General features: G+C 61.5%; 14 protein-coding genes. 6 read left to right on the plus strand and 8 right to left on the minus strand.

Annotated features, from left to right (window positions below):
* The first annotated feature begins 29 nt into the window (after nucleotides 1-29).
* Nucleotides 30-9,068 (plus strand): hemagglutinin repeat-containing protein, encoded by a 9,039-nt coding sequence (locus HY836_RS13385; protein ID WP_290676653.1) that lies wholly within the window; start codon nucleotides 30-32, stop codon nucleotides 9,066-9,068.
* A 32-nt stretch (nucleotides 9,069-9,100) separates the two neighbouring features.
* Here HY836_RS13385 and HY836_RS13390 read toward each other — a convergent pair whose 3' ends face one another.
* The 3 genes from HY836_RS13390 to HY836_RS13400 are packed head-to-tail and all read right to left on the minus strand — an operon-like array spanning nucleotide 9,101 to nucleotide 11,159.
* A complete protein-coding gene (locus HY836_RS13390; protein WP_290676654.1) occupies nucleotides 9,101-9,466 on the minus strand; it encodes a response regulator in 366 nt (121 codons plus the stop codon).
* A gap of 13 nt (nucleotides 9,467-9,479) precedes the next feature.
* Nucleotides 9,480-10,769: an HD-GYP domain-containing protein gene (locus HY836_RS13395; protein ID WP_290676655.1), complete on the minus strand. Its 1,290-nt coding sequence runs from the start codon at nucleotides 10,767-10,769 to the stop codon at nucleotides 9,480-9,482.
* A gap of 24 nt (nucleotides 10,770-10,793) precedes the next feature.
* Nucleotides 10,794-11,159: a response regulator gene (locus HY836_RS13400; protein WP_290676656.1), complete on the minus strand. Its 366-nt coding sequence runs from the start codon at nucleotides 11,157-11,159 to the stop codon at nucleotides 10,794-10,796.
* Between the two features lie 180 nt (nucleotides 11,160-11,339).
* Here HY836_RS13400 and HY836_RS13405 point away from each other — a divergent pair, with 180 nt between their 5' ends.
* Complete coding sequence (locus HY836_RS13405; protein WP_290676657.1) at nucleotides 11,340-14,555, plus strand: CHASE domain-containing protein; 3,216 nt, start codon at nucleotides 11,340-11,342, stop codon at nucleotides 14,553-14,555.
* Nucleotides 14,556-14,571: 16 nt separating this feature from the next.
* On the opposite strand, the gene HY836_RS13410 is transcribed toward HY836_RS13405, so the two are convergent.
* The gene (locus HY836_RS13410; protein WP_290676658.1) at nucleotides 14,572-16,629 is read right to left on the minus strand and encodes an NADPH-dependent 2,4-dienoyl-CoA reductase; all 2,058 of its coding nucleotides are present in this window, start codon (nucleotides 16,627-16,629) and stop codon (nucleotides 14,572-14,574) included.
* Nucleotides 16,630-16,848: 219 nt separating this feature from the next.
* Here HY836_RS13410 and HY836_RS13415 point away from each other — a divergent pair, with 219 nt between their 5' ends.
* The 3 genes from HY836_RS13415 (at nucleotide 16,849) to HY836_RS13425 (ending at nucleotide 18,912) form a co-directional block, all read left to right on the plus strand.
* Nucleotides 16,849-17,430: an outer membrane beta-barrel protein gene (locus HY836_RS13415; RefSeq protein ID WP_290676659.1), complete on the plus strand. Its 582-nt coding sequence runs from the start codon at nucleotides 16,849-16,851 to the stop codon at nucleotides 17,428-17,430.
* 161 nt (nucleotides 17,431-17,591) lie between these two features.
* Nucleotides 17,592-18,146: an outer membrane beta-barrel protein gene (locus HY836_RS13420; RefSeq protein WP_290676660.1), complete on the plus strand. Its 555-nt coding sequence runs from the start codon at nucleotides 17,592-17,594 to the stop codon at nucleotides 18,144-18,146.
* A 202-nt stretch (nucleotides 18,147-18,348) separates the two neighbouring features.
* Complete coding sequence (locus HY836_RS13425) at nucleotides 18,349-18,912, plus strand: outer membrane beta-barrel protein (RefSeq protein WP_290676661.1); 564 nt, start codon at nucleotides 18,349-18,351, stop codon at nucleotides 18,910-18,912.
* Between the two features lie 87 nt (nucleotides 18,913-18,999).
* Here HY836_RS13425 and HY836_RS13430 read toward each other — a convergent pair whose 3' ends face one another.
* From HY836_RS13430 to HY836_RS13445, 4 genes are all read right to left on the minus strand, one after another.
* A complete protein-coding gene (locus HY836_RS13430; RefSeq protein ID WP_290676662.1) occupies nucleotides 19,000-19,671 on the minus strand; it encodes a DUF799 domain-containing protein in 672 nt (223 codons plus the stop codon).
* Between the two features lie 4 nt (nucleotides 19,672-19,675).
* Nucleotides 19,676-20,050: a DUF4810 domain-containing protein gene (locus tag HY836_RS13435; RefSeq protein WP_367114697.1), complete on the minus strand. Its 375-nt coding sequence runs from the start codon at nucleotides 20,048-20,050 to the stop codon at nucleotides 19,676-19,678.
* Between the two features lie 19 nt (nucleotides 20,051-20,069).
* Complete coding sequence (locus HY836_RS13440; RefSeq protein ID WP_290676663.1) at nucleotides 20,070-20,750, minus strand: CsgG/HfaB family protein; 681 nt, start codon at nucleotides 20,748-20,750, stop codon at nucleotides 20,070-20,072.
* A 157-nt stretch (nucleotides 20,751-20,907) separates the two neighbouring features.
* Nucleotides 20,908-23,103, minus strand: a complete 2,196-nt coding sequence (locus HY836_RS13445; RefSeq protein ID WP_290676664.1) for a malate synthase G — start codon at nucleotides 23,101-23,103, stop codon at nucleotides 20,908-20,910.
* A gap of 309 nt (nucleotides 23,104-23,412) precedes the next feature.
* Here HY836_RS13445 and HY836_RS13450 point away from each other — a divergent pair, with 309 nt between their 5' ends.
* Nucleotides 23,413-24,336 (plus strand): LysR family transcriptional regulator, encoded by a 924-nt coding sequence (locus tag HY836_RS13450; RefSeq protein ID WP_290676665.1) that lies wholly within the window; start codon nucleotides 23,413-23,415, stop codon nucleotides 24,334-24,336.
* Nucleotides 24,337-24,338 lie beyond the last annotated feature (2 nt).

Raw genomic sequence — 24,338 nt, forward strand, 5'->3', positions numbered from 1 at the left:
TCCCTTCTCCGCATTCGAAAGTAGTCGCCATGAACGGACACGCTTCCCTCAATCGCAGCTTTACCCTCGTCTGGAGCGACGCGCTGCAGACCTATGTCGTCGCCCCGGAAACAGCTCGCCGCCGCAGCAAGCGCTCGGGCTCTGCGCTCAAACCACTGGTGCACGCTGCTGTGGTGGCGGCGGCGGCCTTGGGTGCCCTGACAGAAGCCCATGCGCAGGTCAAAGCGGCCACGACCGTGGTGCCCACTGGTGGCAATGCCAATGCCTACATCGCACCCAATGGCGTGCCGGTGATCAACATCAACACGGCCAACGCCGCGGGGATCTCACACAACCAGTTCACGCGCTATGACGTTGAAATCAACGGCATGGTGCTCAACAACGGCAACACCAGTCAGGTGGCGCGCCAATCACAACTGGCTGGTCAGGTGATGGCCAACGTCAACCTGATTGATGAAGCGCGCATCATCCTCAACGAGGTGGTGTCCACGCGCCGAAGCACCCTGGCTGGCTTCACCGAGGTGCTGGGTCGCAAGGCCGATGTGATCGTGGCCAACCCCAACGGCATCACCTGTACGGGCTGCGGTTTCATCAACACGGATCGCGTGACGCTGACGACCGGTACGCCCAACATGGCGCCCAATGGCAGCCTCAATGGCTTCACCGTCAACCGGGGTGACATCCTCGTCAATGGTTCAGGCTTCAACGCCAGCGCGCAGCAGGTGCTGGATCTGGTCGCGCGTTCCGTGAGGATCGATGGGCAGATCAACGTGCCTGATCTGGGTATCGTGACCGGCGCCAATGTCTGGAGCTACGACACACGCAACGTGACGGGCAGCGCCACGGCCACGGGTACCGTGCCGGACTACGCCATCGACTCCAGCGCGCTGGGCGGCATGTACGCTGGCCGCATTCGCCTGGTGGCGACGGAAGCCGGTGTGGGCGTGCGCATGCTCGGCGAAGCAGCCGCCTCGGCTGACGACTTCACATTGACATCGGCAGGCAAGGTCGATATTCGCAGCAAGGTGTCTGCCGAACGCGATCTGAGTGTGACCAGCACGATGACGGGCGGCGATGCGGTGAGCCTGACGGATGCGAACTTGTCAGCAAGGCGCGATCTGGCGCTGACAGCGACAACAGGTGGCGCCACGCTCAATGGCAGCGTGCTGGTGGCCACCCATGACCTCAGCATGACGCTGGGGAGCTTGAGTGATACGGCATCCAGCACGGTGATGGATGACAACAACAAGCGCTATGCAGGCCATGCGCTGAACCTCAACGTGACACAGGCGGCCAGTCTGGACGGTACGACCTGGGGCAGTGGTGGCACCTGGTCTGGCACCGTGGGCAGCTTGTCTGTAGGTGCTTCCGGTGCGACCTTGTACGCATCAGATACCTTGTCGCTGACTGCCACGACGGGCAATCTGTCTCTGGCCACGGCGGCTGTGGTGGCCACGAATGACCTGAGTCTGACGGCCACGTCCGGCGCGATCAGCACGGCAGCCGGTGCTGGGCAGGGCATTCAGAGCAGCAGCGGCAACATCGCACTGACATCGGCCACGGGTTTGACCAACGCGGGCGTGATCACGGCCGATGCTGGCAACGTCACAGCGCGCCTGGACGGCACCGTCACCAACAGCGGCACCATCTTCGCGCATGGTGCGCTGGACATGGCCGATCGCAACAACACGACTACCGAGAACCTGAGCAACAGCGGCACCATGCTGGCCGAAGGCAGCTTGTCGCTGAAGGGCGCTGCCATGACCAACACGGGTGGCATCCAGGGCACCACGGGCAGCACGGTCACGGGCACCTCGTTCAACAACAGTGGCTTGTTCGTGGCCTCCGCCACCGCGGGTGATTCGGGCTCGTTCACGCTGGCATCCTTGACCAACAGCGGCACGGTCCAGTCGGCTGAAGACCTCTCGGTTGCACTCAGCAGCAGCTTGAGCAACAGCGGCAAGTTGCTGGCCGACCATGATCTGAGCATCGCCAACGGCAGCGCCTCGGTCAGCATGAGCAATACCAGCACGGGCGTGATCCAGGCAGCCAACGCGCTGTCTGTCACTGGCAGCCAGACAGCCTTTGGCACGCAAGCCGGTGTGCTGCTTGGCCATACAGCAACGTTGAACATCGCCAGCCTGAACAACAGTGGCACGCTGCAGTCTGACACCAGCATGAGCCTGACCACCAGTGGTGCGGCAATCAACAGCGGTACTGTGCTGGCCAAGACGTCGATGACGTTGACGGGTGCCAGCCTGAGCAACAGTGGATGGCTGGAGTCTGACACCACGATGGGCTTGAACCTGACCGGTGCCTTGACCAACACCAGCAGTGGCACCATTTTGGCCAAGACCACACAGTCCTTCACGGCGGGTAGCCTGAGCAACGATGGCGAGATTCAGGCCGATGGTGCGCAAACCGTGAACATCAGTGGCGCGGCCACCAACACCGGCACGATCCTGGCGCAAAGTACGCAGAGCTGGACTTCCGGCAGCCTGAACAACAGCGGTACCCTGGAAGCCGATGCGGCGCAAACCATGACTGTCAGCGGGGCCGTGACCAACAGTGGCACGCTGCTGGCCAGCACCACACAAACAGCCAGCCTGGGCAGCCTCAATAACAGCGGTATCTGGGAAGCCGATGACGGCGCCAGTTTGACGGTGACGGGTGCCATCACCAACTCCGGCAAGCTGATCACCTCCGCCACCACAGGGCACAACGGCAGCATCACGGCGGCTACGCTGAGCAACACCTCGGCGGGCACGATCCAGGCGGCGCAGAACCTGTCGATCAGCTTGAGCGGTGCCACGCTGAGCAACGCCGGCAAGATCCTGGCCGCCAACGACTTGAGCGTGAGCTCGACGGGCAGTGGCCTGACACTGAGCAACCTCAGTGGCGGCTACCTGCAATCGGGCACCAGTGCGGGCGATACGCTGACTTTGTCCGGTACGGGCTTTGTGCTGGACAACCAGGCCGGCTCGCGCCTGTTGAGCGATCAACTGCTGCTGACCCTCGCTTCCCTGACCAACGCGGGTACCTTGCAAGGTGGCACCGCCGCCAGCACCATCAGCGTGAGCGGCACGCTGAACAACAGCGGCACCATGACCCTCTCGACCAGCAATGGCGGCAGCGGTACGGTGACGGCGGATACCGTGACCAACAGCGGTACCCTGCAGTCACAAGGCGCCATGGCCTTGAACATCGCCACCATGCTGACCAACAGTGGCACGACCTTGTCCGGCGGCAATGTGACCGTGCGCGGCACGGATGCCAGCTATGCCATTGACAACACCGGTCGCTTGGAGGCCGGTGGTGCCTTGGATCTGAAGGGGCAAAGTGCCGGCAATGGCGTGACGATTTCGGTGGGTGGCAGCGGTGTATTGCGAGGCGCCTCGATGGCCATGAACACCAGCAGCCTGACCATCGCCAATGGCGGCATGGTCAACACCACCGGTGCCATGGACCTGACCCTGGGCAGCCTGAGCATGGGCGGCACCACGTCACGTATCGTGGCGGGCTCGGGTTCGTCCACCATCGGCATCAGCAACAGCTTCACCAACCCGGGTGCGATCTATGCATCGGGCAACCTGACGCTCACAGCGACCAGCATCAACAACAGCACCACGGGTGGCATCGCGGCGAGCGGCAACCTCACCACGCAAGCCACAGGTGGGGCGTTTGACAACTACGGTGCGCTGTACGCAGGCGGCACGCTGACCGCATCGTCGACGACCACCTTCACGAACCGCGGCACCACCTCGGCCGCCCAAGGCACGATCGATGCCGGTGGCGCCATCAGCATCAGTGCGCCTACCTTCGTCAACAGCAGCACGATCAATGGCAACGGCAACATCACCATCACGGCTGCGACCTTCCACAATGATGTGGCTGGTGGCGATACGCGCCAATGGGTGACGGTCAGCGATTCGGGTGACGTGTATGACCGCACCGATGACTGGTATGACTTCCCGGACGACTACAGGCGCGAGTACTGGTATCGCACGCGTCGCGTCGAGCAGCAGTTCTCCGGCGGTACGCCTACATTCAAGCCTCAGATTCTGGGCGGCCAGACGGTGACGATCCAGAACTTCAACACCGGCACCAACGTGGGCGGTGTGATTTCTGGCAACACGGTGACCTTGTCGGGCAATGGCGGTGGCAGCACCTTCACGAACAACGATCTGTCCCTGAACTACATCACCTATCGACACGACTGGAACTACTACACGCACTGGATCGCCCTGGGCCCGGCCAAGTATGACGATCATGTCTTGAACGACAACGCGGAAGTACAAACCGGGGCAGGCCAGGTCAGCAATATCGGGGCGGGCATCTTTGCCAATACGCTGAACGCTGGTGGTTTTGCCTTGACCAACGCCGGCTCGCCATACAGCGCGTCAGCCAACAGTCGCAGCACGAGTGGCACATCGGGCGGCAGCGTGAGCGGCAGCGTGTCGGGCACGTCCGGTACAACGGGTTCAGGAGGTTTGACGGGTGGGGGAGGCGTGGGAGGTACCACGCCGGTCGTTGGCAGCAATCCACTCGACTTTTCTGGCTTGATCCTTAGCTTGCCCGGTAACCCCAACGGTTACTTTGTGCCTGTGTTGGGCCCCAACGCGCGCTATCTGATCGAGACCAATAGCCTGTACGCAGTCGGGTCCAACTTCGTGGGGTCCAACTACCTGGCTGAACGGTATGGCTTCAATCCGGATACGGTTGAAAAGCGCCTGGGTGACTCGAACTACGAGGCCTACTTGATCCGTCAGCAACTGATCAAGCAGACTGGTAACAACATCATTGCGGGGCAGGCTGATGAATCCTCGCAGATGAAGAACCTGATGGACAACGCTGTCACACAGGGCAAGCAGTTGGGCCTGACGTGGGGGCAGCCGTTGTCTGCAACGCAGATTGGCAACTTGAAGGAGGACATGGTCTGGATGGTGGAGGTTACCGTGGCAGGCCAGAAGGTGCTGGCCCCCGTGGTCTACCTGTCGGCGGCTACGAAGGCAGGCATCGAGTCCGGTGCCGTGATCGCGGCCAAGGATGTCAACCTCAACCTGACCTCGCTGACCAACACGGGCGGCACGATCAGTGGCAGCAACTCGCTCAACATCACCTCGCAAGGCGACATCACCAACCTGAGCGGCACCATCAAGGGTGGTGACGTCAGCCTGGCGTCAACCAAGGGCAGCATCCGCAACGAGACCCTGGCCACGACCACAGGGGGCGACAAATACCAGAACACGGTGATCGGCAAGACCGCCACGATCACGGCCACCAAGGGGTTGACCCTGGACGCCGCCAAGGACATCACCGTCAAGGGCGGTCAGGTGGCAGCAGGTGGTGATGCGTCCCTGTCTGCCGGTGGCAATGTCACGTTCGACACCATCGAAAACAAGAAGGCCAATACCACCTCATCGAGCTCCTCCAATGGTTTGACCTCAAGCGTGACCACCACCACGGTGGCCACCACCGAGCAGATCAAGTCGGGCCTGACCAGCGGTGGCAACCTCAGCATCAAGTCCAAGAATGACATCACCCTGGCCGGTACGGACGTGAACGCCGGTGGCAATGCCAACCTGGATGCGGGCGGCAGCGTCAACCTGCTGGCACGCGCCAACAGCACCAAGACCACATCGAGCACGACCACGTCGGGCTTGGGCGTGGGTGGTGGCCTGGTGGGCAGTCAGACCACGGACAGCGTCAAGGGCAGCGACCGCAATGTGGGCACGACGCTCAACGTAGGCGGCAACGCCGCGGTGACGGCCAAGAAGGACATCACGCTGCAAGGTGCGACCGTAGACGTCAAGGGTGACGGCAAGCTCGACGCCGGCAACAACATCAACATCCTGGCCGGCAAGGACGCCGATTACAGCAAGACCACCACCAAGACGTCCACCTTCCTCAAGGTGGACAGCGGCAGCGGCGAATCCGGCTCGAACTCGCAGTCTTCGTCCGGTTCGAAGTCGGGCAACGGGGCCGCATCGGCCAACGCCAGTGCTTCCGCTGATGCGAACGCCAGTGGCAAGGGCGGCCTGATCCTGGGTGAAAGCTCCACGAGCACGACCACCACACTGGATCAGCGCAGCGTGGGTTCGAGCGTGAAGTTCGGCGGCAATGTGGATGTCAATGCCGGCAACACGCTCACGCTCAAGGGCTCGGAGTTGTCGGCTGGCGGGGATGCCAACATCAACGCCAAGGACGTGAAGGTCCTGGCCGGTGAAAACATCAAGACCAGCAGCACGACCACGTCGACCACGTCGATCGGCTTCATGGGCGAGAGCGACAACAAGGCCAATGCGCAGGCCAAGGCTGGTGCGTCGGCTGAATCGGGTGGTGCAGGCGCCTCCGGCAAGGCCAGCAAGTCCGGCGTGGGCGGCACGGCGGGCGCTGACGCCAACAAGCTGGGTGCACAAGCATCCGCTGATGCATCGGCCGAAGCCAGCAGCGAGAACAAGCTGGCCCTGGCGCGCACCAGCAACACCTCGGACAGCTCGTTGGACATCACCCACACTGGTTCTGCCATCAAGTCCGGTGGCAACATGAAGATCAACGCCAGCAACGCGCTGACCACGGTGGGCTCGTCCATCGAGTCGGGCGGGAACATGGATGTCAAGGCCAAGGACATGAGCTTCCAGGCCGCGCAGGACGTGCATGAAACCCGCAGTTCCAGCGATGTGACCTCGGTGGGCCTGTATGCCGACGCCAGCGCATCGGCCAAGGCGCAAGCCAACGCGAAGGCAGGTGGCGGCAGCATGTCGGCCAGCGGATCTGCGAGCGCCGAAGCCAAGGCTGAAGGCAGTGTGGGCCTGTATGGCAACAACACCAAGAGCAGCGATGTCAAGGGTGAGACCACTGCGGTGACCTCCAGCCTCAAGGCGGGTGGCAACATGACGCGCACGGCCACCAACAGCATCACCGATGTGGGCACCAACATCGAAGCGGGCGGTGACTTCTCGCAGTCGGCCAAGACCATCACCAGCAAGGCCGCTCAGAACACCACTTACGAGTCGTCCAAGTCTGAGAAGAACGAGGCCAAGCTGGGCCTGTATGCGGAAGCCGGGGCCAGCGCGTCAGCCAGTGCCAATGGCTCTGCGGGCATCGGTGGCGCCGTGAGCGGCACCAATACCAGCACCAGCGCGGATGCGGCCGCCGGAATCAAGGCCAGCTACGAAAACGACAAGAGCGCCAGCTCATCGTCAAGCAGCACGGCCGTGGTGTCCACCATCAAGGCGGGCGGCAAGGTGTCCAGCACATCGAGCGGCAAGACCAGCCTGGAAGGCACGCAGATCAACTCCGGTGGTGACACCGAGCTGAATGCAGGGTCGCTGGACTACAAGGCCGCGGCCAACACGAGCACGTCCACCAGCACCGAGGGCAAGGGCCAGGGCGAACTCAAGGTCGACATCAAGCTCAAGAGCGGCAGCCTGGCTGGCGGTTATGAGACATCGACCACCAAGGAAAGCTCTTCCGAGGCCGTGGTGGGTGGCATCAATGCCGGTGGCAACCTCAAGATCAACACCAAGGGTGATACCCGTCTGGAAGGCACGCAGCTCAGCTCGGGCGGCGACACCAGCATCACCACCGGTGGCAACCTGAAGGTCGATGCCGCGCGCAACACACAGACCAGCTCCACCACGGGTTACAACGTGGCGGCGGAGATCTCTGGTGGCAAGAGCAAGAGCGGCTCGTCCGGCGGCTTCGAGGCCAGTGGCGGCTACAACGACAGCAGCTCGAACGCTTCGCAAGCAGTGGTGAGCAACATCCAGTCGGGTGGCAAGCTCAACGTCAAGTCGGGTGGTAACGCCAGCTTCGAGGGCACCAACATCGCCTCCCAGGGTGATGCCAGCATCGCCGCCAAGGGCGACCTGGCCTTCAATGCGGCCAAGGACACGGCATCGAGCAAGTCCCTGGACGTGAGTGCCAACATCGGCGCCAGCAAGTCCAGCGACAAGGGCGGCACCAACGCCAAGACGGGCGAGACCACCAAGCCCTCGTCCAGCAAGGAAGGCTCTTTTGGTGCCAGCGCCGACTATGCGCAAAGCAACAGCACCACGGCCACAGGCGGCACGATCCAGTCGGGCGGCAACCTGAAGTTGTCGTCCGGCAAGGACACCACGCTGGAAGGCACGCAGGTGACGGCGCAAGGCAAGACCACGGTGGCAGCAGGCGGCAACGTCAACGTGAAGGCGGCAGAGAGCACCTCGTCCGACTTCGCGGTGGGCGGCTCGATCGGCGGCTCAACCAAGCGCGAAACCACCACAGGCGACGACGGCAAGAAGACCACCGCCAAGACCAATGAAATGGCCTCGGCGGACAACAGCTTCGGGCTCTCGGGCAGCAAGTCGACCACGTCCAGCGTGGCCAGCATCGGGGGCGGGCAAGGCGTGGACATCGTGGCCGGCAAGGACGTGACGCTGGTGGGCACCAAGGTGGACAGCGGTGGCGACACCAAGATCGCCGCAGGTGGCAATGTCAACCTCAAGGCTGCCACGAGCAGCACGGTGGGCGGTGCTATCGGCGGCACGGCAGGTGATGGCGGCGGGGTGATCAACCGCGCCGAGATCGGTGGCAGCACCAGCAAGGAAGGCGTCAACATCAATGGCGCGGGCAACCTGCAGATCAACTCGGGCGGCCGTACCTCGATGGAAGGCACGCAGGCCAAGGTGGATGGTGCGGCCAGCATCAATGCGGCGGGCGGCATCGAGAAATCGAGTGCCGTGAGCGGCGGCGCGACCGTGGGCATGACCAAGGTGGGCGCTGAGGTGGATGTGGCCAAGACCAGCATCCAGGCCAAGGGCGGTGTCACCGAGAAGACGGGGGCTGCCGCCGGACCTCAGGTGAAGGCGGTGGTTCAGGTGCCGACCAACTTGCCACCTGGCAAGAAGATCGACATCAAGACGGCTGATGGCAAACCCATGCCCACATGGGTGAAGTTTGATCCGGCAACCGGTGCCTTCACGGGTACCCCGCCGGCCGACTTCAAGGGCACGCTGAACCTGGTGGTCAAGGTGCCTCAGGCTGATGGCAGCGTCAAGAGTGTGCCGGTGAAGATCGGGCAGTGATGTTCTGAGTCAATAGAGGCGTCGGCAGGCTGTCAGATCGGGCACAACTTGCTGACGGCCTCGATCAGGTAGGTGGGCTGGAAGGGTTTGGTGATCCAGACCCTCACACCCATGTCCGCCGCTTCAGCCTTGCGCTCTACTTGGCTGTCCGTGGTGAGCATCACCACCGGCGTGAATTTGTAGTTCGTGCTGCGCAGGTGCCGCACAAATTCGATGCCGTTCATGCCGGGCATGTTGAGGTCGCACACCACCACGTGGATGGATCGCCCATCGAGCAAGGCGCAAGCCTCTTCTGCGTTGGCCGCCTCTGTGATCTCGTAGCCAGCTCGCTCCAGCGCGACCTTGACGACCATGCGAAAGCTGCCCGAGTCTTCGATGATCAGTACGTTCTTGCTCACGATAATCTCCCGTTCATGATCCCACCTTGCCTGACTCGGTATCGAAGTAATAGGTCATGCGTTTGCGAGGTGACAAGTAGGCATGGGCGTCGCTTGACAGTTGCTGAGGCCGCATGGTTTTGGTGACGGATACGTCTTGCTCCACTTCCAGGTCCACCACGATGGCTTCTTCTTTGGGTACTGAGGGGTCGTACACCAGTACCACCGGCCGCAATGGCTTGGTCGTGTTGACCGATACCACCATGGCCATTGCGCCATTGGAGAGCACCACGATCGTGCCGGGCGGGTACACACCCATGCAGCGCACAAAGGTGCTCATGGCCAGTTGATCGAACTGATTGCGCTGCTGCGCAAACATCATCGACAAGGCCTCGTGGGGCGTCATGGCCTTGGCCGGGTTGGCCGGGTTGCAGTATTTGTCATAAGCGTTGACCAGCGACACGATGCGCGACAGCAAGGACATCTGCGCCGCCGTGACGCCGTTGGGATAACCACTGCCATCGACCCGCTCATGGTGTTGGGCGATCACTTGCAGCACTTCGTTGGGCAGGTTCATGCGTTTGGCGATGTTCACGCCATATTCGCAGTGCATCTGCATGAGGGCTGCTTCGGCCTTGGTCAGGGCTTCCTGCTTGCGCACGATGCGGTCGGGTATCTCCAACTCGCCTATGTCATGGAAGAGCGCACCCATGCCGACCATTTGAACCACAGGCGCTGGGGCCTTGAGTTCCTTGGCCAGCATCATCGACAGCAGCGAGACGTTCAGCGAGTGGTAGTAGACGTCCTCGCCGCCCACCTTGTCCGCCATCAGCTGGATGGACACATCGGCATCCACCAGCATGGAGTCGGCGATCGTTTTGATCAGCGTGCCGGCTTCGGCCTTGACCTCTTCGGGGCGCGAAAAGATGTTCTGGTTGATGGATTTGATCGTCTTGGCTGCGGACAGCAACTCCTTCTCGCAGGCCGCAGACTTGATGCGTTGCGCTTCCAGCCGTTTCATGCGCGCCTGCTTGGCCTGGAAGACCGGGTCTTCACTGCGAGGCAGCGGCGGGGGGGGCGGTGGAGGCGGGGTGTCGCTGGGTTTGGGTGCCGGGAGGGGCTTGCTGTCGCTCTTGCTCGGCGAGTAGCGCACGCGTTTGAGGGACAGCCCTTGGATCGTGGCGACCTGGTCCAGTGACTTTATCTTGAAGCTGGAGAAGGTGAAGGGGTGTTCCGTCCAGCTCAGATCCAGATGGACGTACAGCCCGATGCACAGTTGCTCGGGCAGGATGTAGTGCTCATTGGATGCTGTGTCAGCGCTCATGGGGCATGACTCTATGCAGGCACATCAACTCAGTTGGCGCGTGACGACGTCCAGCAATTGCCGGGGGGAGAAGGGTTTGGTCAGGTAGCCATCGGCGCCGGCCTGTTTGCCCTGTTGCTTGTCGTTGTCCTGCCCCTTGGCGCTGAGGATCACGACCTTCATCTTCTTGAGCGAAGCATCACCCTTGATGTGACTGCACACGCCAAAGCCATCCAGCGAGCCCGGCATCATCACGTCGAGCAAGACCAGATCAGGCTTGAGCTGGCGGGCCATCTGCAGGCCGATATCGCCGTTTTCTGCCTCGTGGATATCGAAATCCTCGATCTCCAGGGTCATTCTGATCAATTCGCGGATGTCCGCTTGGTCTTCAACGATCAGCACGCGTTTCATCTTGTGAACCTCCAGGGGCATACCAGTGAGTATCAGACTCAAGCTTGGTCCGGAAAAGCCGAAGATGGCTGAGAAAGTCATCTTTGTTTTGAGAAAAATGCACGTCTGCGACAGCTTGCTGCTTCTGGCGGTTCGGCCCGGCTTTGGCTGGGTGGCTGAACACGCCTGCAGGGAGGCCAGATGATCCACAGCGCCTGGCGTCAGGTCTTCGGGTCGGCTCGGTTGCTGGTCGAGTTTCTGTTGATTGTGGCCGGTTGTGAAGTGGTTGTCATGTTCCTGCTGCCATGGCTGGCTCCCAGCGTGAGCGACTGGCAGGAAGCGCTCCTGGATGCAGCGATGTTGTCCATGCTGGCGGCCCCACTGGTCGCCTGGCGTGCCCACCGCATGGTGCAGCGTGTGGCATCTGCGCCCAGCATCTCCGATGACCTGCTGCATAGCCGTGCGACCGTGTTGCCAGCGCTCGTCTTTATGGTCGGTGTGAGCCTGACGGTATCCCTGGCCTGGGGGCTGCACAGGCAGACCCAGCAGGCCGCCCAGGTCCGTTTTGACCATGTGGCGACGCGCCTGGAGCATGTGGTCAGAGAGCGCTTTGATCGTGCACTGGATGGTCTGCGTGACACCATCCGGGCGTCGGACATGCTGGGGCACCCCTTGCGCCGGCAGGAGTTGCGCACCTGGATTGCAACCAGAGACTGGCTCAAGGAGTCGCCTGGTACGCTGGCCTTGAGCGTGATCCAGCCATTGGCCCGCAACGATGTGTCCCTGTACGAGGCACAACGCCAGGTCGAAGGTTTTTCAGACTTCCGGATTCGCACTGCGGGTGTTGCGCCGGATCTGTATGTGATCGATGCGATCGAACCCTGGCGTACCAATCAGAAGGCGCTGGGCTTTGATCTGGGGTCGGAGCCGGTGCGCCGTGAAGCTTTGCAGCGGGCCGTGGACACGGGGCAGCCTTCGCTGACCTCGCAAGTTACATTGGTACAGGACCACGGCAAACGGCCGGGCTTGCTTTATTTCATGCCCATCTATCAAAAGGATGTGCCGCTGGATACGGTTGCGCAACGGCGCGCGGCCTTGCGGGCGCTGGTGTCCGCCCCGATTCTGGTCGAAGACCTGTTGCAAGGGCTGGATCCAAGCTTGCAGCCGCAGGCCAGCTTTGCCCTGTACGAGGTACAGCGGGACGGTGTCTGGGGCAGGCTGGCTGGTTCCGTGCCACCTGGCACAAGCGCCACGCGAGCCTTGTTCGAGCATGTGATGGAGCTGGAGGTGGGAGGGCGTTCGCTGCGGTTGCAGGTGCGCTCCACACCAGGGTTTGATGGGGCCAACGGCTATGGCATGGCGGTCTGGCTGGCCTTGCTGGGCATCATGCTCAGCGCCATGGCGGCGGTGTCTGTCTGGTTGATGAACACCGGGCGCATGCGAGCCCAGGCCATGGCGAACGTCATGACCCAGGATCTGCTTGATGCACAGCGCGAAGCTGAAAAAGCCTCCCGTGAAGGCGCTGTGCTGGTTGCTACCTTGAACCAGTTCAGCATGGTCTGCGTCACCAACCCGGAAGGTGGCATCACCGATGTCAACGACGCCTTGTGCGAGGCCAGTGGCTACAGCAGGGACGAGTTGCTGGGGCAGAACCCGCGTCTGCTGGGGTCTGGTGAACACGATCCCTTCTTCTGGATCACCGTGTGGCAGACCTTGTTGCACGGGCAACCCTGGGTGGGCGAGGTCTGCAATCGCCGCAAGGATGGTGAGCTTTACTGGGTCCAGTGTGTCATCTCGCCCATCACCGATGCGCGCGGTGAGATCGACAAGTACATCTCGATTGCCTATGACATCACGCGCACGCATCGTGCGCAAGATGAACTCAAGGCCAATGCCGAGCGCTACAACCTCGCCATTGATGGTGGCAGCGATGGCATGTGGGACTGGATGAACGTCAATGCGCAGGAGGAGTGGTGGTCGCCCCAGTTCTACCGCTTGCTCGGTTATGAACCCAGCGAGATCCCGGCCAACCTGGTGATCTTCGATGCCATGCTGCATCCCGATGATCAGAAGGCAACCTTTGTGGCCATCGAGAAAGCCTTCAAGGATCACCAGCCCTTCGACATCGAGTACCGTCTCAAGACCAAATCTGGCGCATACCGATGGTTCCGTTCGCGTGCCAAGGTCTACTTCGACGATTTTGGCGCGGCCACACGCATGGCTGGCTCCATTCAGGACGTGCACGATCGCAAGGAGGCACAGGCCAAACTGCGTGAGCACAGTCAGCAGATGTCGGCGATTTTCTCGCTTTCACCCGATGCCTTCGTGTCCTTCGACATGACGGGGCATGTAAGTTACATCAGCCCGGCCTGGTCGCATCTCACGGGGATCTCTGGTCATGGCCTGATTGGCGAGGACGAGGACACCTTCAGCATGCGACTTTTCGAGCGCACGGTGGCGGGACAGGCGGTGGGCAGCATGGCTGCGCTCAAGCAGATGGACCATTCGGCCGCGCAGCCTGGCGAAGCGGTTGAAGGCGGGCGTGTGGTCATCGAGATGAAGCCGCCCGCCAGGCGCATGCTGGAGATGCGCCTGAGCCGCAGTGAGGGTGGGGCGGTGTCGCAAGTGCTGCACTTGCGCGACGTGACGCACGAGACCGAGGTCGACCAGATGAAGAGCGCCTTCCTGTCCATGGCCGCGCACGAGTTGCGCACCCCCATGGCCAGCATCTATGGCTTCACCGAATTGCTGCTTACGCGCGAACTCAAACCCGAGAAGCAAAGAGATCTGCTCAGCCGCATTTATCGTCAAAGCGAAGCCATGGCGGCCATCATCAATGAGTTGCTGGATCTCGCCCGCATTGAGGCGCGTCAGGGCAAGGACTTCAGCTTCGGTGCCTTCAACCTGGCCGATCTGGTGGGTGATGTCATCCGCGACTTCAAGCAGCCGCAAGACCGGTCGCTTCCTCAGACCGATTGGCCGGACGAGCCAATCCTGGTCTGGGTGGACAGACAGAAGATGCAGCAGGCTACGCTCAATGTGCTGTCCAACGCCTACAAGTATTCACCACAAGGTGGCGATGTGCATGTGCGCGTGGTCATGCAGGAGCTTCATGGCAAGCCGCATGTGGGCGTGCAGATCGAGGATCACGGGCTCGGCCTGTCGCCCGATCAGTTGGCGCGTGTGGGCGAGCGCTTCTACCGCGCCGACAAGTCAGGCAGCATTCCCGGCACTGGCCTGGGCGTGACCATCGTCAAGGAAATCATGGAGTTGATGGGCGGGCATGTCACGCTGAGCAGCGAACTGGGCCAAGGCACGATCTTCACCTTGTGGATGCCTCGCATGGAGGCGGCTCCCTCGCAATTTGTTCAGCTAGACAGTTCGAGTCATGCCAACGAGGTCGAGCCGGCCGTTTGATGGCCGGCACGTCTTGTCAGAGCGACGCAGCCAGTCGCGCAGCTTGGTCGATGGCTTTCTTGGCGTCCAGCTCGCCTGCTTCGAACGCCCCACCAATGATGTGCACCTGTCGGCCGCTGGCGCTCAGCTCATCAGCCAGTGAACGCAGCGGCACCTGGCCTGCGCACAGCACCACGTTGTCGCAGGCGATCCAGGTTGGGTCCTTGCGCTCTTCGCCATAGCTGATCAGCAGGCCTTCATCGCCGATGCGCTCGTAGTTGACGCCGCCCACCATCTCCACGTTTTTCATCTTCAGCGCGCTGCGGTGGATCCAGCCCGTGGTCTTGCCCAGACCAGCGCCCAGCTTGCCCTTCTTGCGCTGCAGCAGCACGACTTCACGCGCTGGTGGTGTCACTGCCAGCTTGCCCGTGCTCAGGCCACCTGGCGACAGGGCCGGGTCGGTCACGCCCCACTCGGCCTTCCACGCTTCGAGGTCCAGCGTGGTGGAGTGACCGTCATGCACCAGGTACTCGGCCACGTCAAAGCCGATGCCACCTGCGCCAATCACGGCCACCTTCTTGCCCACTGGCTTCTTGTGGCGAAGCACATCGATGTAGCTCAGCACCTTGGGGTGATCCTGTCCGGGGATTTTCGGGTCGCGCGGGTTCACGCCCGTGGCCACGATCACCTCGTCATAGCCCTGCAGCCGCGCTGCATCCACTCTGGTCTGCAAATGCAGCTTCACGCCCGTCAACTCGACACGGCGCTTGAAGTAACGCAGCATCTCGTGGAACTCTTCCTTGCCGGGCACCTGCTTGGCCATGTTGAGCTGGCCACCGATCTCATCGGCCGCATCGAACAGGTCCACGCTGAAGCCGCGCTCGGCCAGATGGGTGGCGGCGGTCAGGCCGGCAGGGCCCGCGCCCACCACGGCCACGCGGCGCTTGTTGGCTGTGGGCTTGAAGACCAGCTCCGTCTCATGACAGGCGCGTGGGTTGACCAGGCAGGACGTCAGCTTGTTGCGGAAGATGTGGTCCAGGCACGCCTGGTTGCAGGCGATGCAGGTGTTGATTTCGTCTGCACGGCCTTGTGCCGCCTTCTTCACGAAAGCAGGGTCGGCTAGCAAAGGGCGTGCCATCGAGATCATGTCGGCGCTGCCATCGGCCAGCACGGCCTCGGCCACCTCGGGCGTATTGATGCGGTTGGAGGTCACCAGCGGGATGTTGATACCTGAGGCAGCCAGCTCGGCCTTCATCTTCTGCGTGACCCAGGTGAAGGCGCGGCGCGGCACGCTGGTGGCAATCGTGGGCACACGCGCTTCGTGCCAGCCAATGCCCGTGTTGATGATGCTGGCACCCCCCTTGGCGATGGCCTTGCCCAATGTGACCACCTCGTCCCACGTGGAGCCATCGGGCACCAGGTCGATCATGGACAGGCGGTAGATGATGATGAAGTCCTTGCCAACGGCTTCACGCGTGCGTTCGACGATCTCGACCGGCAGGCGCATGCGGTTGCTGTAATCGCCACCCCATTGGTCGGTGCGCTTGTTGGTGTGGCGAGCCAGGAACTGGTTGATGAAGTAGCCTTCGGAGCCCATGATCTCCACGCCGTCGTAGCCTGCCTCGCGCGCCTTGACCGCGCAGTTGACGAAGGCGCGGATCTGGCGTTCCACACCGCGTGCCGACAGGGCAAAGGGCTTGAACATCGAGATGGGCGACTGGATGCGCGAAGGCGCCACCGCCAGCGGGTGGTAGGCATAGCGCCCCGTGTGCAGGATCTGCAGGGCGATCTTGCCGCCGGCCTGGTGCACGGCTTGGGTCACCACCTGATGGCGTCGTGCCGCGCCCGACGTGGCCAACGTGCCCGCGAAAGGCTTGGTCCAGCCAGCCAGATTGGGCGCGAAGCCACCCGTCACGATCAGGCCGACATCACCTTCAGCGCGCTCGCGAAAATAGGCGGCTAGTTTGCTCAGGTCGCGGCTGTCTTCCAGGCCCGTGTGCATCGAGCCCATGAGCACGCGGTTCTTGAGCGTCGTGAAACCCAGGTCAAGGGGCGACAGCAGATGGGGGTAGGCGGAGGTGTCTGGCGTGCTCATCGGTTTATCGCTGGTGGGCCGGTATCGGAATGCAATTATCGAATCCATGCGCACTGAGCGACCCGGATTCAGCGGGGCGCTACACGACACGCCAAGTCGCGGGAAGCGCCTAGGGTGTGCTGGCCGTGCAGCATGTTCCAATAGAGGATTGTGTGAGAGAGGGGCGAGTTACGTACACTGCCCATCAACTGATTGACCGATCCTCGGAGGAGACTCGTGATGAAACGTATTTTGCTGGCTGCTGCATTGGTGGCGTTGACAGGCGCTGTCGGTGCCGAAATGACCTCGTTCCGTATTGGTGCGACGCTTGGTTCGGCCCGAATCGACATGGATTGCTCGGGCACCACTACGTGTGACAAGACCGATACCAGCTTCAAGATCTACGGCGATTACCGTCTCTCTGACATGTGGGCGGTTGAGGCGGGTTACATGAAACTGGGTCAGCTCAAGGCCACGGCTTACGATCCAGGTGACTCCACGACGAGTGAATCCACGGTCAAGGTCACCGCACCCTATCTGGCGCTGGCCGGGCGGGCTGAGATCATCCCTGACCTCAATTGTGTGGTGCGCGTAGGCTTGGCCCGTGTTCGGACGGAGATGCATGTGACGGAGCCCACCTTGCCCGTGGACTTGAGGCTCAAGACGATCAAGGTGAAGCCTTATGTGGGCTTGGGGCTGGAATATTCGATCATGCCAACTCTCCAGGCTGTGGCTGGCGCCGATTTCACGCATGCTGAAGCGCACGATTTGGTGACCGGCACCGTGCGTTCGTTCAACCTGGGCGTGCAATACGGTTTCTGAAAATTTTCTGAAAGTTTTTGTGATTAGCCAAAGGCTCCGTTTTCGGGGCCTTTTTTTGTTGTGAAGCCGGCACGAAGCCCCGCATTCATGGGGGCGCGCATTCTTTGCGTTTCCTTACACTCGTCCGCGGCATCGATCGCCAAAAACTCTAGAGGACCTTTATGAAGAAGATTTTGCTGGCCAGCGCACTGGCCACCATGATGGGAGGCGCTTTCGCTCAGGTGTACGTGGGCGGCGCTTTTGGCATGACCCAAGTGGCGCTGGACTGCTCTGGTGCATCAACTTGCGACAAGTCGGACACAGGTTTCAAGTTCTACGGTGGCTACCAGTTCAACCCCACTTGGTCGGTTGAAGTGGGTTACATCGATTTCGGCGCAGCCAAGTACACCTACTGGGACGGCGTGAACGTCGGTGGCAAGTTTGAAGTGTCGGCTTTGACCCTGGCTGCTGCAGCGCGAGCTCCTTTCTCTCCAGTGCTGACGGGCGTGGCTCGTCTGGGTCTTGCCAACGCGAAGACCGAATGGTCTGAAAGCGCCATGGGTCTGACCATCTCCGAGTCCGAAACCAAGGCTAAGGCCTACTTCGGTCTGGGCCTGGAATACACATTCACCAAGCAACTGCGTGGCACGTTGAGCGCTGACTTCACCCAAGGTGAAATCGGTGGCAGCACAGGTAGTGTTCGCGCATTCGGCGCTGGCCTGCAATACGGCTTCTGATTCTGGCGGCTTGCCCGCTTGAGTTGAACCGAGCCCCTCCTGGAGGGGCTTTTTTCATGCCATCTCGAAGCTGCGATACAAACACCCACAGTCTTTACGTCCAAACTGTGCCTTTCATCCCTGCTTCATGGGGGGGTGAGCCTCATTCAACGAGGCATGATGCGTCCTTCATTTGGAATAGATCTCAAACGGAGCAGACACCATGAAGCATTTCGTGATCGGCGCATTGGCGCTGGTACTGGCAGGCGTGGCCGCGGCCGAGAACTACGTGGGCGCCACGATTGGCTCCAGCAGCATTGACATTGACTGCGGCAGCCCGGCCAGTTGCGACAAGGGGGATACGGGGTTCAAGCTGTATGGCGGCTTTGACGTGGCGCGTCGTGCTTCGATCAATGGCCTTGCGCTGGAGGTCGGCTACATCGACTTTGGCAAAGCCACAGCCTCGTTCGGCCCCGCGCGTGCCAATGTCGAAGTCTCGGCTGTGACGTTTGCCGCTGCGCTACGTGGGCAGTTCACCCCCTCTTTGGCTGGTGTGGGACGCCTGGGGTTGGGCTACGTCGAAGGCAAGGCGAGTGGCTCGGTGGCGGGATTCGCTGCGGGCAGCGAATCGTCTTCCGAATTGAAGCTCTATGGTGGCCTGGGTCTTGAGTACACCCTCAACAAGCAGTTCAAGCTGGTGGGTGCAGCTGACTTCACGACCTACGAGACAGGCCACAACAGTGGTTCGGCCAGCCTGATCAGCATTGGTGCGCAATACGGGTTCTGATTCATCGGCAGATCAGAAAACTGAAAGGCCAACCGCGCTGTCGCGCGATTGGCCTTTTTAGCGAGCTGTCGAGCTTTGCGTCTGGCTTTATTGGCCGTCGGTCCCGTATTTGGGCGAACGAGGGCCATACAGCAGACCGTTGGGATGACCAGCAGACAGCAGTCTGGAACTGGTCACTCCTGCTACCTGGTGCGCTACATCGGTCGTGCTGTTGATGATCTGCTTGACGATGGCCGCAATCAGCAAACCCGCTAAACCACCCTGGTTGTTGTTATTGTTCTCGGCACTGGAGGCCGAAGCTGATCCAGTCCAGAGCGTATTGCCAGAGTTCAGGTCAACGAGTTTGGCTTCAGCAGTCACGATGGCTGCGCTATCGAGCACGGTGTAAGTCGTGCCATAGCGATTGATCTTGATGTACAGCGCGGCATCAGCGCCAAAGATTTCCTTCAGCTTGGCAGGCGTGACCGAGTGGATTTCCGGCGGGTTGACCATGCCGTTCTGGCGGAACGTTTCACTCATCAGTGCGACGGGCATCACGTAATAGCCGCTTTCGGCCAATGGGTAGGTCACCACTGACAGCAGGCTGGGCGTGGCAGTCACATCCGGAGAGTCGTTCAGAGGGGGCAGCACCAGCAGCGACCTTGGTTGTGCTTGTTTGAACGCTGTGTAGTCAACCTTCTGTACGGGATGGTTGGCGCATCCTGTCAGAGTCAGCAGTACGCTGGCAGCCAGCAGCAACATTGTTTGTGGCAATCGCATGGTGTCAGCCTCCGTTCTTCTTCATGTTGTTGAGCAGAAAATCCATGTACTTGGCCGATTCGGGGAACAGGCTCTTTTCCTTCTGCCAGGCCGTTGCAGATTGGTCAGTGCGACCCGTCTGCAAATACAACAGGCCGAGATGCGCGTAGTAGCCTGGAGGGGCCGAGGCACCCTTGGATGCCATGGTCTGCAAACCTTCTTCAAGGCCTTGAATCTGTTGTTCGGGGCTGCTCTTGCCATCACCCTTCAGGCTTTGGTAGAGCGAATCCTGGTAGCCACCCCAGGCGTACAGTGTTTTGGGGGTCGAGCAACCGGCGACGGACAATGCCGCAGCCAGAGCCAGGGCGTAAAGCCCGAGCCGTTGTGTCATCGGTTTCATGTGAAGTACTTCAGTCGAGTTACTGTGCAGAGGGCTTCCAGGCGCCGGAGTCAATGGCGTCTGCCATGCGGTCCACGGCTTCGCGAATAGCCAGATCCAGAACCTTGCCGTTGAGCGTGGCGTCGTAGCTCGCGGTGCCGCCAAAACCGATGACTTCACGGTTGGACAGACTGAACTCGCCTGCACCTTGTGTTGAGTACACCACTTCAGACGTTGTGATGTTCACGATGTTGAGGGTGACCTTGGCGTAGGCAACTTGGGTCTTGCCACGCCCCAGCAGGCCGAACAATTGGTGATCGCCAACTTCCTTGCGGCCAAACTCGGTGACATCACCTGTCACGACAAAGTCCGCGCCCTTGATCTTTTGCGCGCTGCCCTTGTAGGTGGCCTCTTGCTTGATCTCGGCCATGTTGTCGCGATCCAGCACGTTGAAGCGGTTGGTCAGTTGCAGATGACTGATCAGGATGGTTTTGGCCTGGCTGCCCAGTCGATCCGGCCCTTCAGTGAAGACGCCGCGCATGAAGCTGGAACGGTTGTCGAACTTGCCAACCGAGATGGGGGAGCGAGGGCCGCTGTAGGTGCGTGTGGCCGCTTGTACTTGTGGCGAGGTGATGGCCTGTGATGACTCAGTGGCGCAGCCGCCAAGGACTGCGGCGGAGACGACTGCCGAACCGAAGATTGCGAGGGTGTTTGGGCGCATGTAATTTCCCTGAATGGTCTAGAAACAAATTGGAAACGGAAAACTATAGCGGATGAGACCTGACTTGCTGGATGACGCAAAAAAAGCAAACCCCGCTTTTGAGGGCGGGGTTTGTTCGCAAAGAGGAGCACCTGTTGGTGCTCCGCGTGAGGCGTGATCAGCCTTGCGCCTTGACCTTCAAACGCCATGCATGCAGCAGCGGCTCGGTGTAGCCGGAAGGTTGTTCCTTGCCCTTGAACACCAGATCCAGCGCAGCCTGGAAGGCCGCACCAGTGGGGTTGGCCGCCAGCGACTTGTAAGCCGCATCGCCAGCGTTCTGGCCGTCCACCACGGCAGCCATGCGGCTGAAGGTGTCACGTACCTGGGCTTCGGTCACCACGCCATGGTGCAGCCAGTTGGCCACGTGCTGGCTGGAGATACGCAGCGTGGCGCGGTCTTCCATCAGGCCCACGTTGTGGATGTCAGGCACCTTGGAGCAGCCCACGCCCTGGTCGATCCAGCGCACCACATAACCCAGGATGCCCTGGATGTTGTTGTCCAGCTCTTGCTGCTTGTCGGCATCGGACCAGTTGGTGTCAGCGGCCACGGGGATGGTCAGCAGCTTGTCCATCAGGCTTTGTGCGTCTTCGCCAGACTTCTCAATCTCGACTTGCACCGCGGCCACGTTCACCTGGTGGTAGTGGATGGCGTGCAGCGTGGCGGCAGTGGGCGAAGGCGTCCAGGCCGTGTTGGCGCCAGCCTTGGGGTGACCGATCTTCTGCTTGAGCATCTCGGCCATCAGGTCAGGCATGGCCCACATGCCCTTGCCGATCTGGGCGCGGCCACGCAGGCCACATTGCAGACCGATCAGCACGTTACGGCGCTCGTAAGCGGCGATCCAGTCGCTGCCCTTGATGTCGCCCTTGCGCATCATCGGGCCGGCCAGCATGGCGGTGTGCATTTCGTCGCCGGTGCGGTCCAGGAAGCCGGTGTTGATGAAGGCCACGCGGCTTTGTGCGGCAGCGATACAGGCCTTCAGGTTGGCCGAGGTGCGGCGCTCTTCGTCCATGATGCCCAGCTTGACGGTGCTGTCAGGCAGGCCCAGCAGTTGTTCAACGCGGGTGAACAGCTCGGCGGCGAAAGCCACTTCGGCAGGGCCGTGCATCTTGGGCTTGACGATGTAGACCGAACCCTTGCGCGAGTTGTTGATGCTGGCGCCATCGATCTTGCCGTGGCCTTGCAGGTCGTGCATGGCGATGGTGGTGGTTACCACGGCGTCCATGATGCCTTCAGGGATCTCTTTGCTGTCAGCGCCCCACAGGATGGCGGGGTTCGTCATCAGGTGGCCCACGTTACGCACGAACATCAGCGAGCGGCCGTGCAGCTTGACTTCAGCACCATTGGCGCCGATGTACACGCGGTCGGCGTTGAGCTTGCGGGTGAAGCTCTTGCCGCCCTTGGCGACTTCTTCCGTCAGCGTGCCCAGCTGAATGCCCAGCCAGTTGCTGTAGCCCAGCACCTTGTCTTCGGCGTCCACGGCAGCCACGGAGTCTTCCAGGTCCAGGATGGTGGACAGGGCCGATTCCAGGATCAGGTCGGACACACCGGCGGCGTCGGTCTTGCCGATCGGCGTGGTGGCGTCGATCTGGATGTCGATGTGCAGGCCGTTGTTGACCAGCAGCACGCTCTTGGGTGCAGCAGCATCACCCTGGAAGCCCACGAATTGTTCGGGTTGCAGCAGGCCGGTGGTCTTGCCGCCAGCCAGGCTCACAACCAGCTTGCCGCCTTCCACGCGGTAGCCGGTCGATTCCTTGTGCGAAGCGCCTTCCAGCGGGGCCGATTGGTCCAGGAAGTTGCGTGCAAAGGCGATCACCTTGGTGCCGCGCACGGGGTTGTAGCCCTTGCCCTTTTCAGCGCCGTCGGTTTCAGGGATGGCATCGGTGCCATACAGGGCGTCGTACAGGCTGCCCCAACGTGCGTTGGCGGCGTTCAGCGCGTAGCGGGCGTTCAGGATGGGCACGACCAGCTGAGGGCCGGCTTGCGTGGCCAGTTCGGCGTCCACATTCGAGGTGGTCACCTTGGTGTCGGCAGGCACGGGCACCACGTAGCCGATCTTTTCCAGGTGGGCGCGGTAGGCGGCCATGTTGGTGATCGGGCCAGGGTTGGCGGTGTGCCAGGCGTCCATCTCGGTCTGGATGCGGTCACGTTCGGCCAGCAGGGCGGCGTTCTTGGGGGCCAGATCCTTGACGATGGCGTCGAAACCGGCCCAGAACTTGGCGCTATCAACACCCGTGCCCGGCAGCACTTTGTCTTCGATGAAACGGAACAGTTCTGTTGCGACTTGCAAGCCGTGGACGGTGGTGCGTGCGGTCATGGGAAACCTCGTCAAGGAAAGGGATGAACAGTAGAAGGGAAACAGCGCCCGAGTGCCTGTGCATGCCTGCACGCACAGGGCCGGATTTCAGGTCCGTTTTCAGTGCGGGCAGTTTATTCGATACTTGTCAGAACATTAACAGCCTGAAAATACATTGATTCATGACTTTTTTGCACGAATCGGCCGCAGGCTGTGTGGGGAACGGGTCAACAGGGTTGCCCCCGGATTGTGTTGTGGGCATGACCTGATCAACATGCAGCGTTCAGTCGTGGCCAGCCTGGGTCGCTTACAGGCAACCGGTGAGGAACCATGGATCGACTCAAGCAGATCGAATCCTTTGTGGCCGTGTCCACGAAGGGCAGCCTGACGGCGGCAGCCACTGCCGAGGGCGTCGCGCCAGCCGTCATCGGCCGCCGCATTGACGCACTGGAAGAACGCCTGGGCGTGAAGCTCCTGGTGCGCACCACGCGCCGTATCAGCCTCACGCACGAGGGCAGCGCTTTCCTGGAAGACGCGCAGCGCCTGCTGGTGGATCTGGCCAACGCCGAGGCCAGCGTCAGCGCGGGCGGGCTGCAGGCCAGCGGGCATTTGCGCATCACCGCGCCAGCCGGTTTCGGGCGGCGGCATGTGGCGCCCCTGGTCCCGCACTTCGTGGGGCAGCACCCGGAGGTCTCGCTGTCGCTGAACCTGTCCGATCGCCTGGTGGACCTCGTCAACGAAGGCTTTGACTGCGCCGTGCGCGTGGGCGATCTGCCTGATTCCAGCCTGGTCAGCGTGCGCCTGGCCGACAACCGTCGCCTGTGTGTGGCCAGCCCGGCCTATCTGCAACGGCGTGGCCGCCCCACTCGCCCGGAAGACATTACCCGCCACGACTGCCTCACCTTGAGCTCGGAAGCCAGCCAGACGCGTGGCTGGGCCTTCATGATCGACCACCAGCTCAGCCATGTTCGTCCGCCCACGCGCCTGGATTGCTCGGATGGCCAGGTGCTGCACGCCTGGTGCCTGGAGGGCCTGGGCCTGGCCTGGCGCTCCTGGTGGGAGGTCGAAGCCGATGTGCGTGCAGGCCGTCTGGTCAGCGTGCTGGATGAATACGCGGCGCCGCCCAATGGCATCTACGCCGTCTTCGCGCAACGCAAGCATCTGCCACTGCGCCTGCGTCTGTGGATCGACTTCATCAAAGAAGCCTACGGCGATCCGGCTTATTGGCAGGGCAGCACGTCTGCTCCGGCATGATG

The sequence above is a fragment of the Aquabacterium sp. genome (genome assembly GCF_016234775.1).
In the GTDB taxonomy this organism is placed as follows: Bacteria; Pseudomonadota; Gammaproteobacteria; order Burkholderiales; family Burkholderiaceae_C; genus Aquabacterium.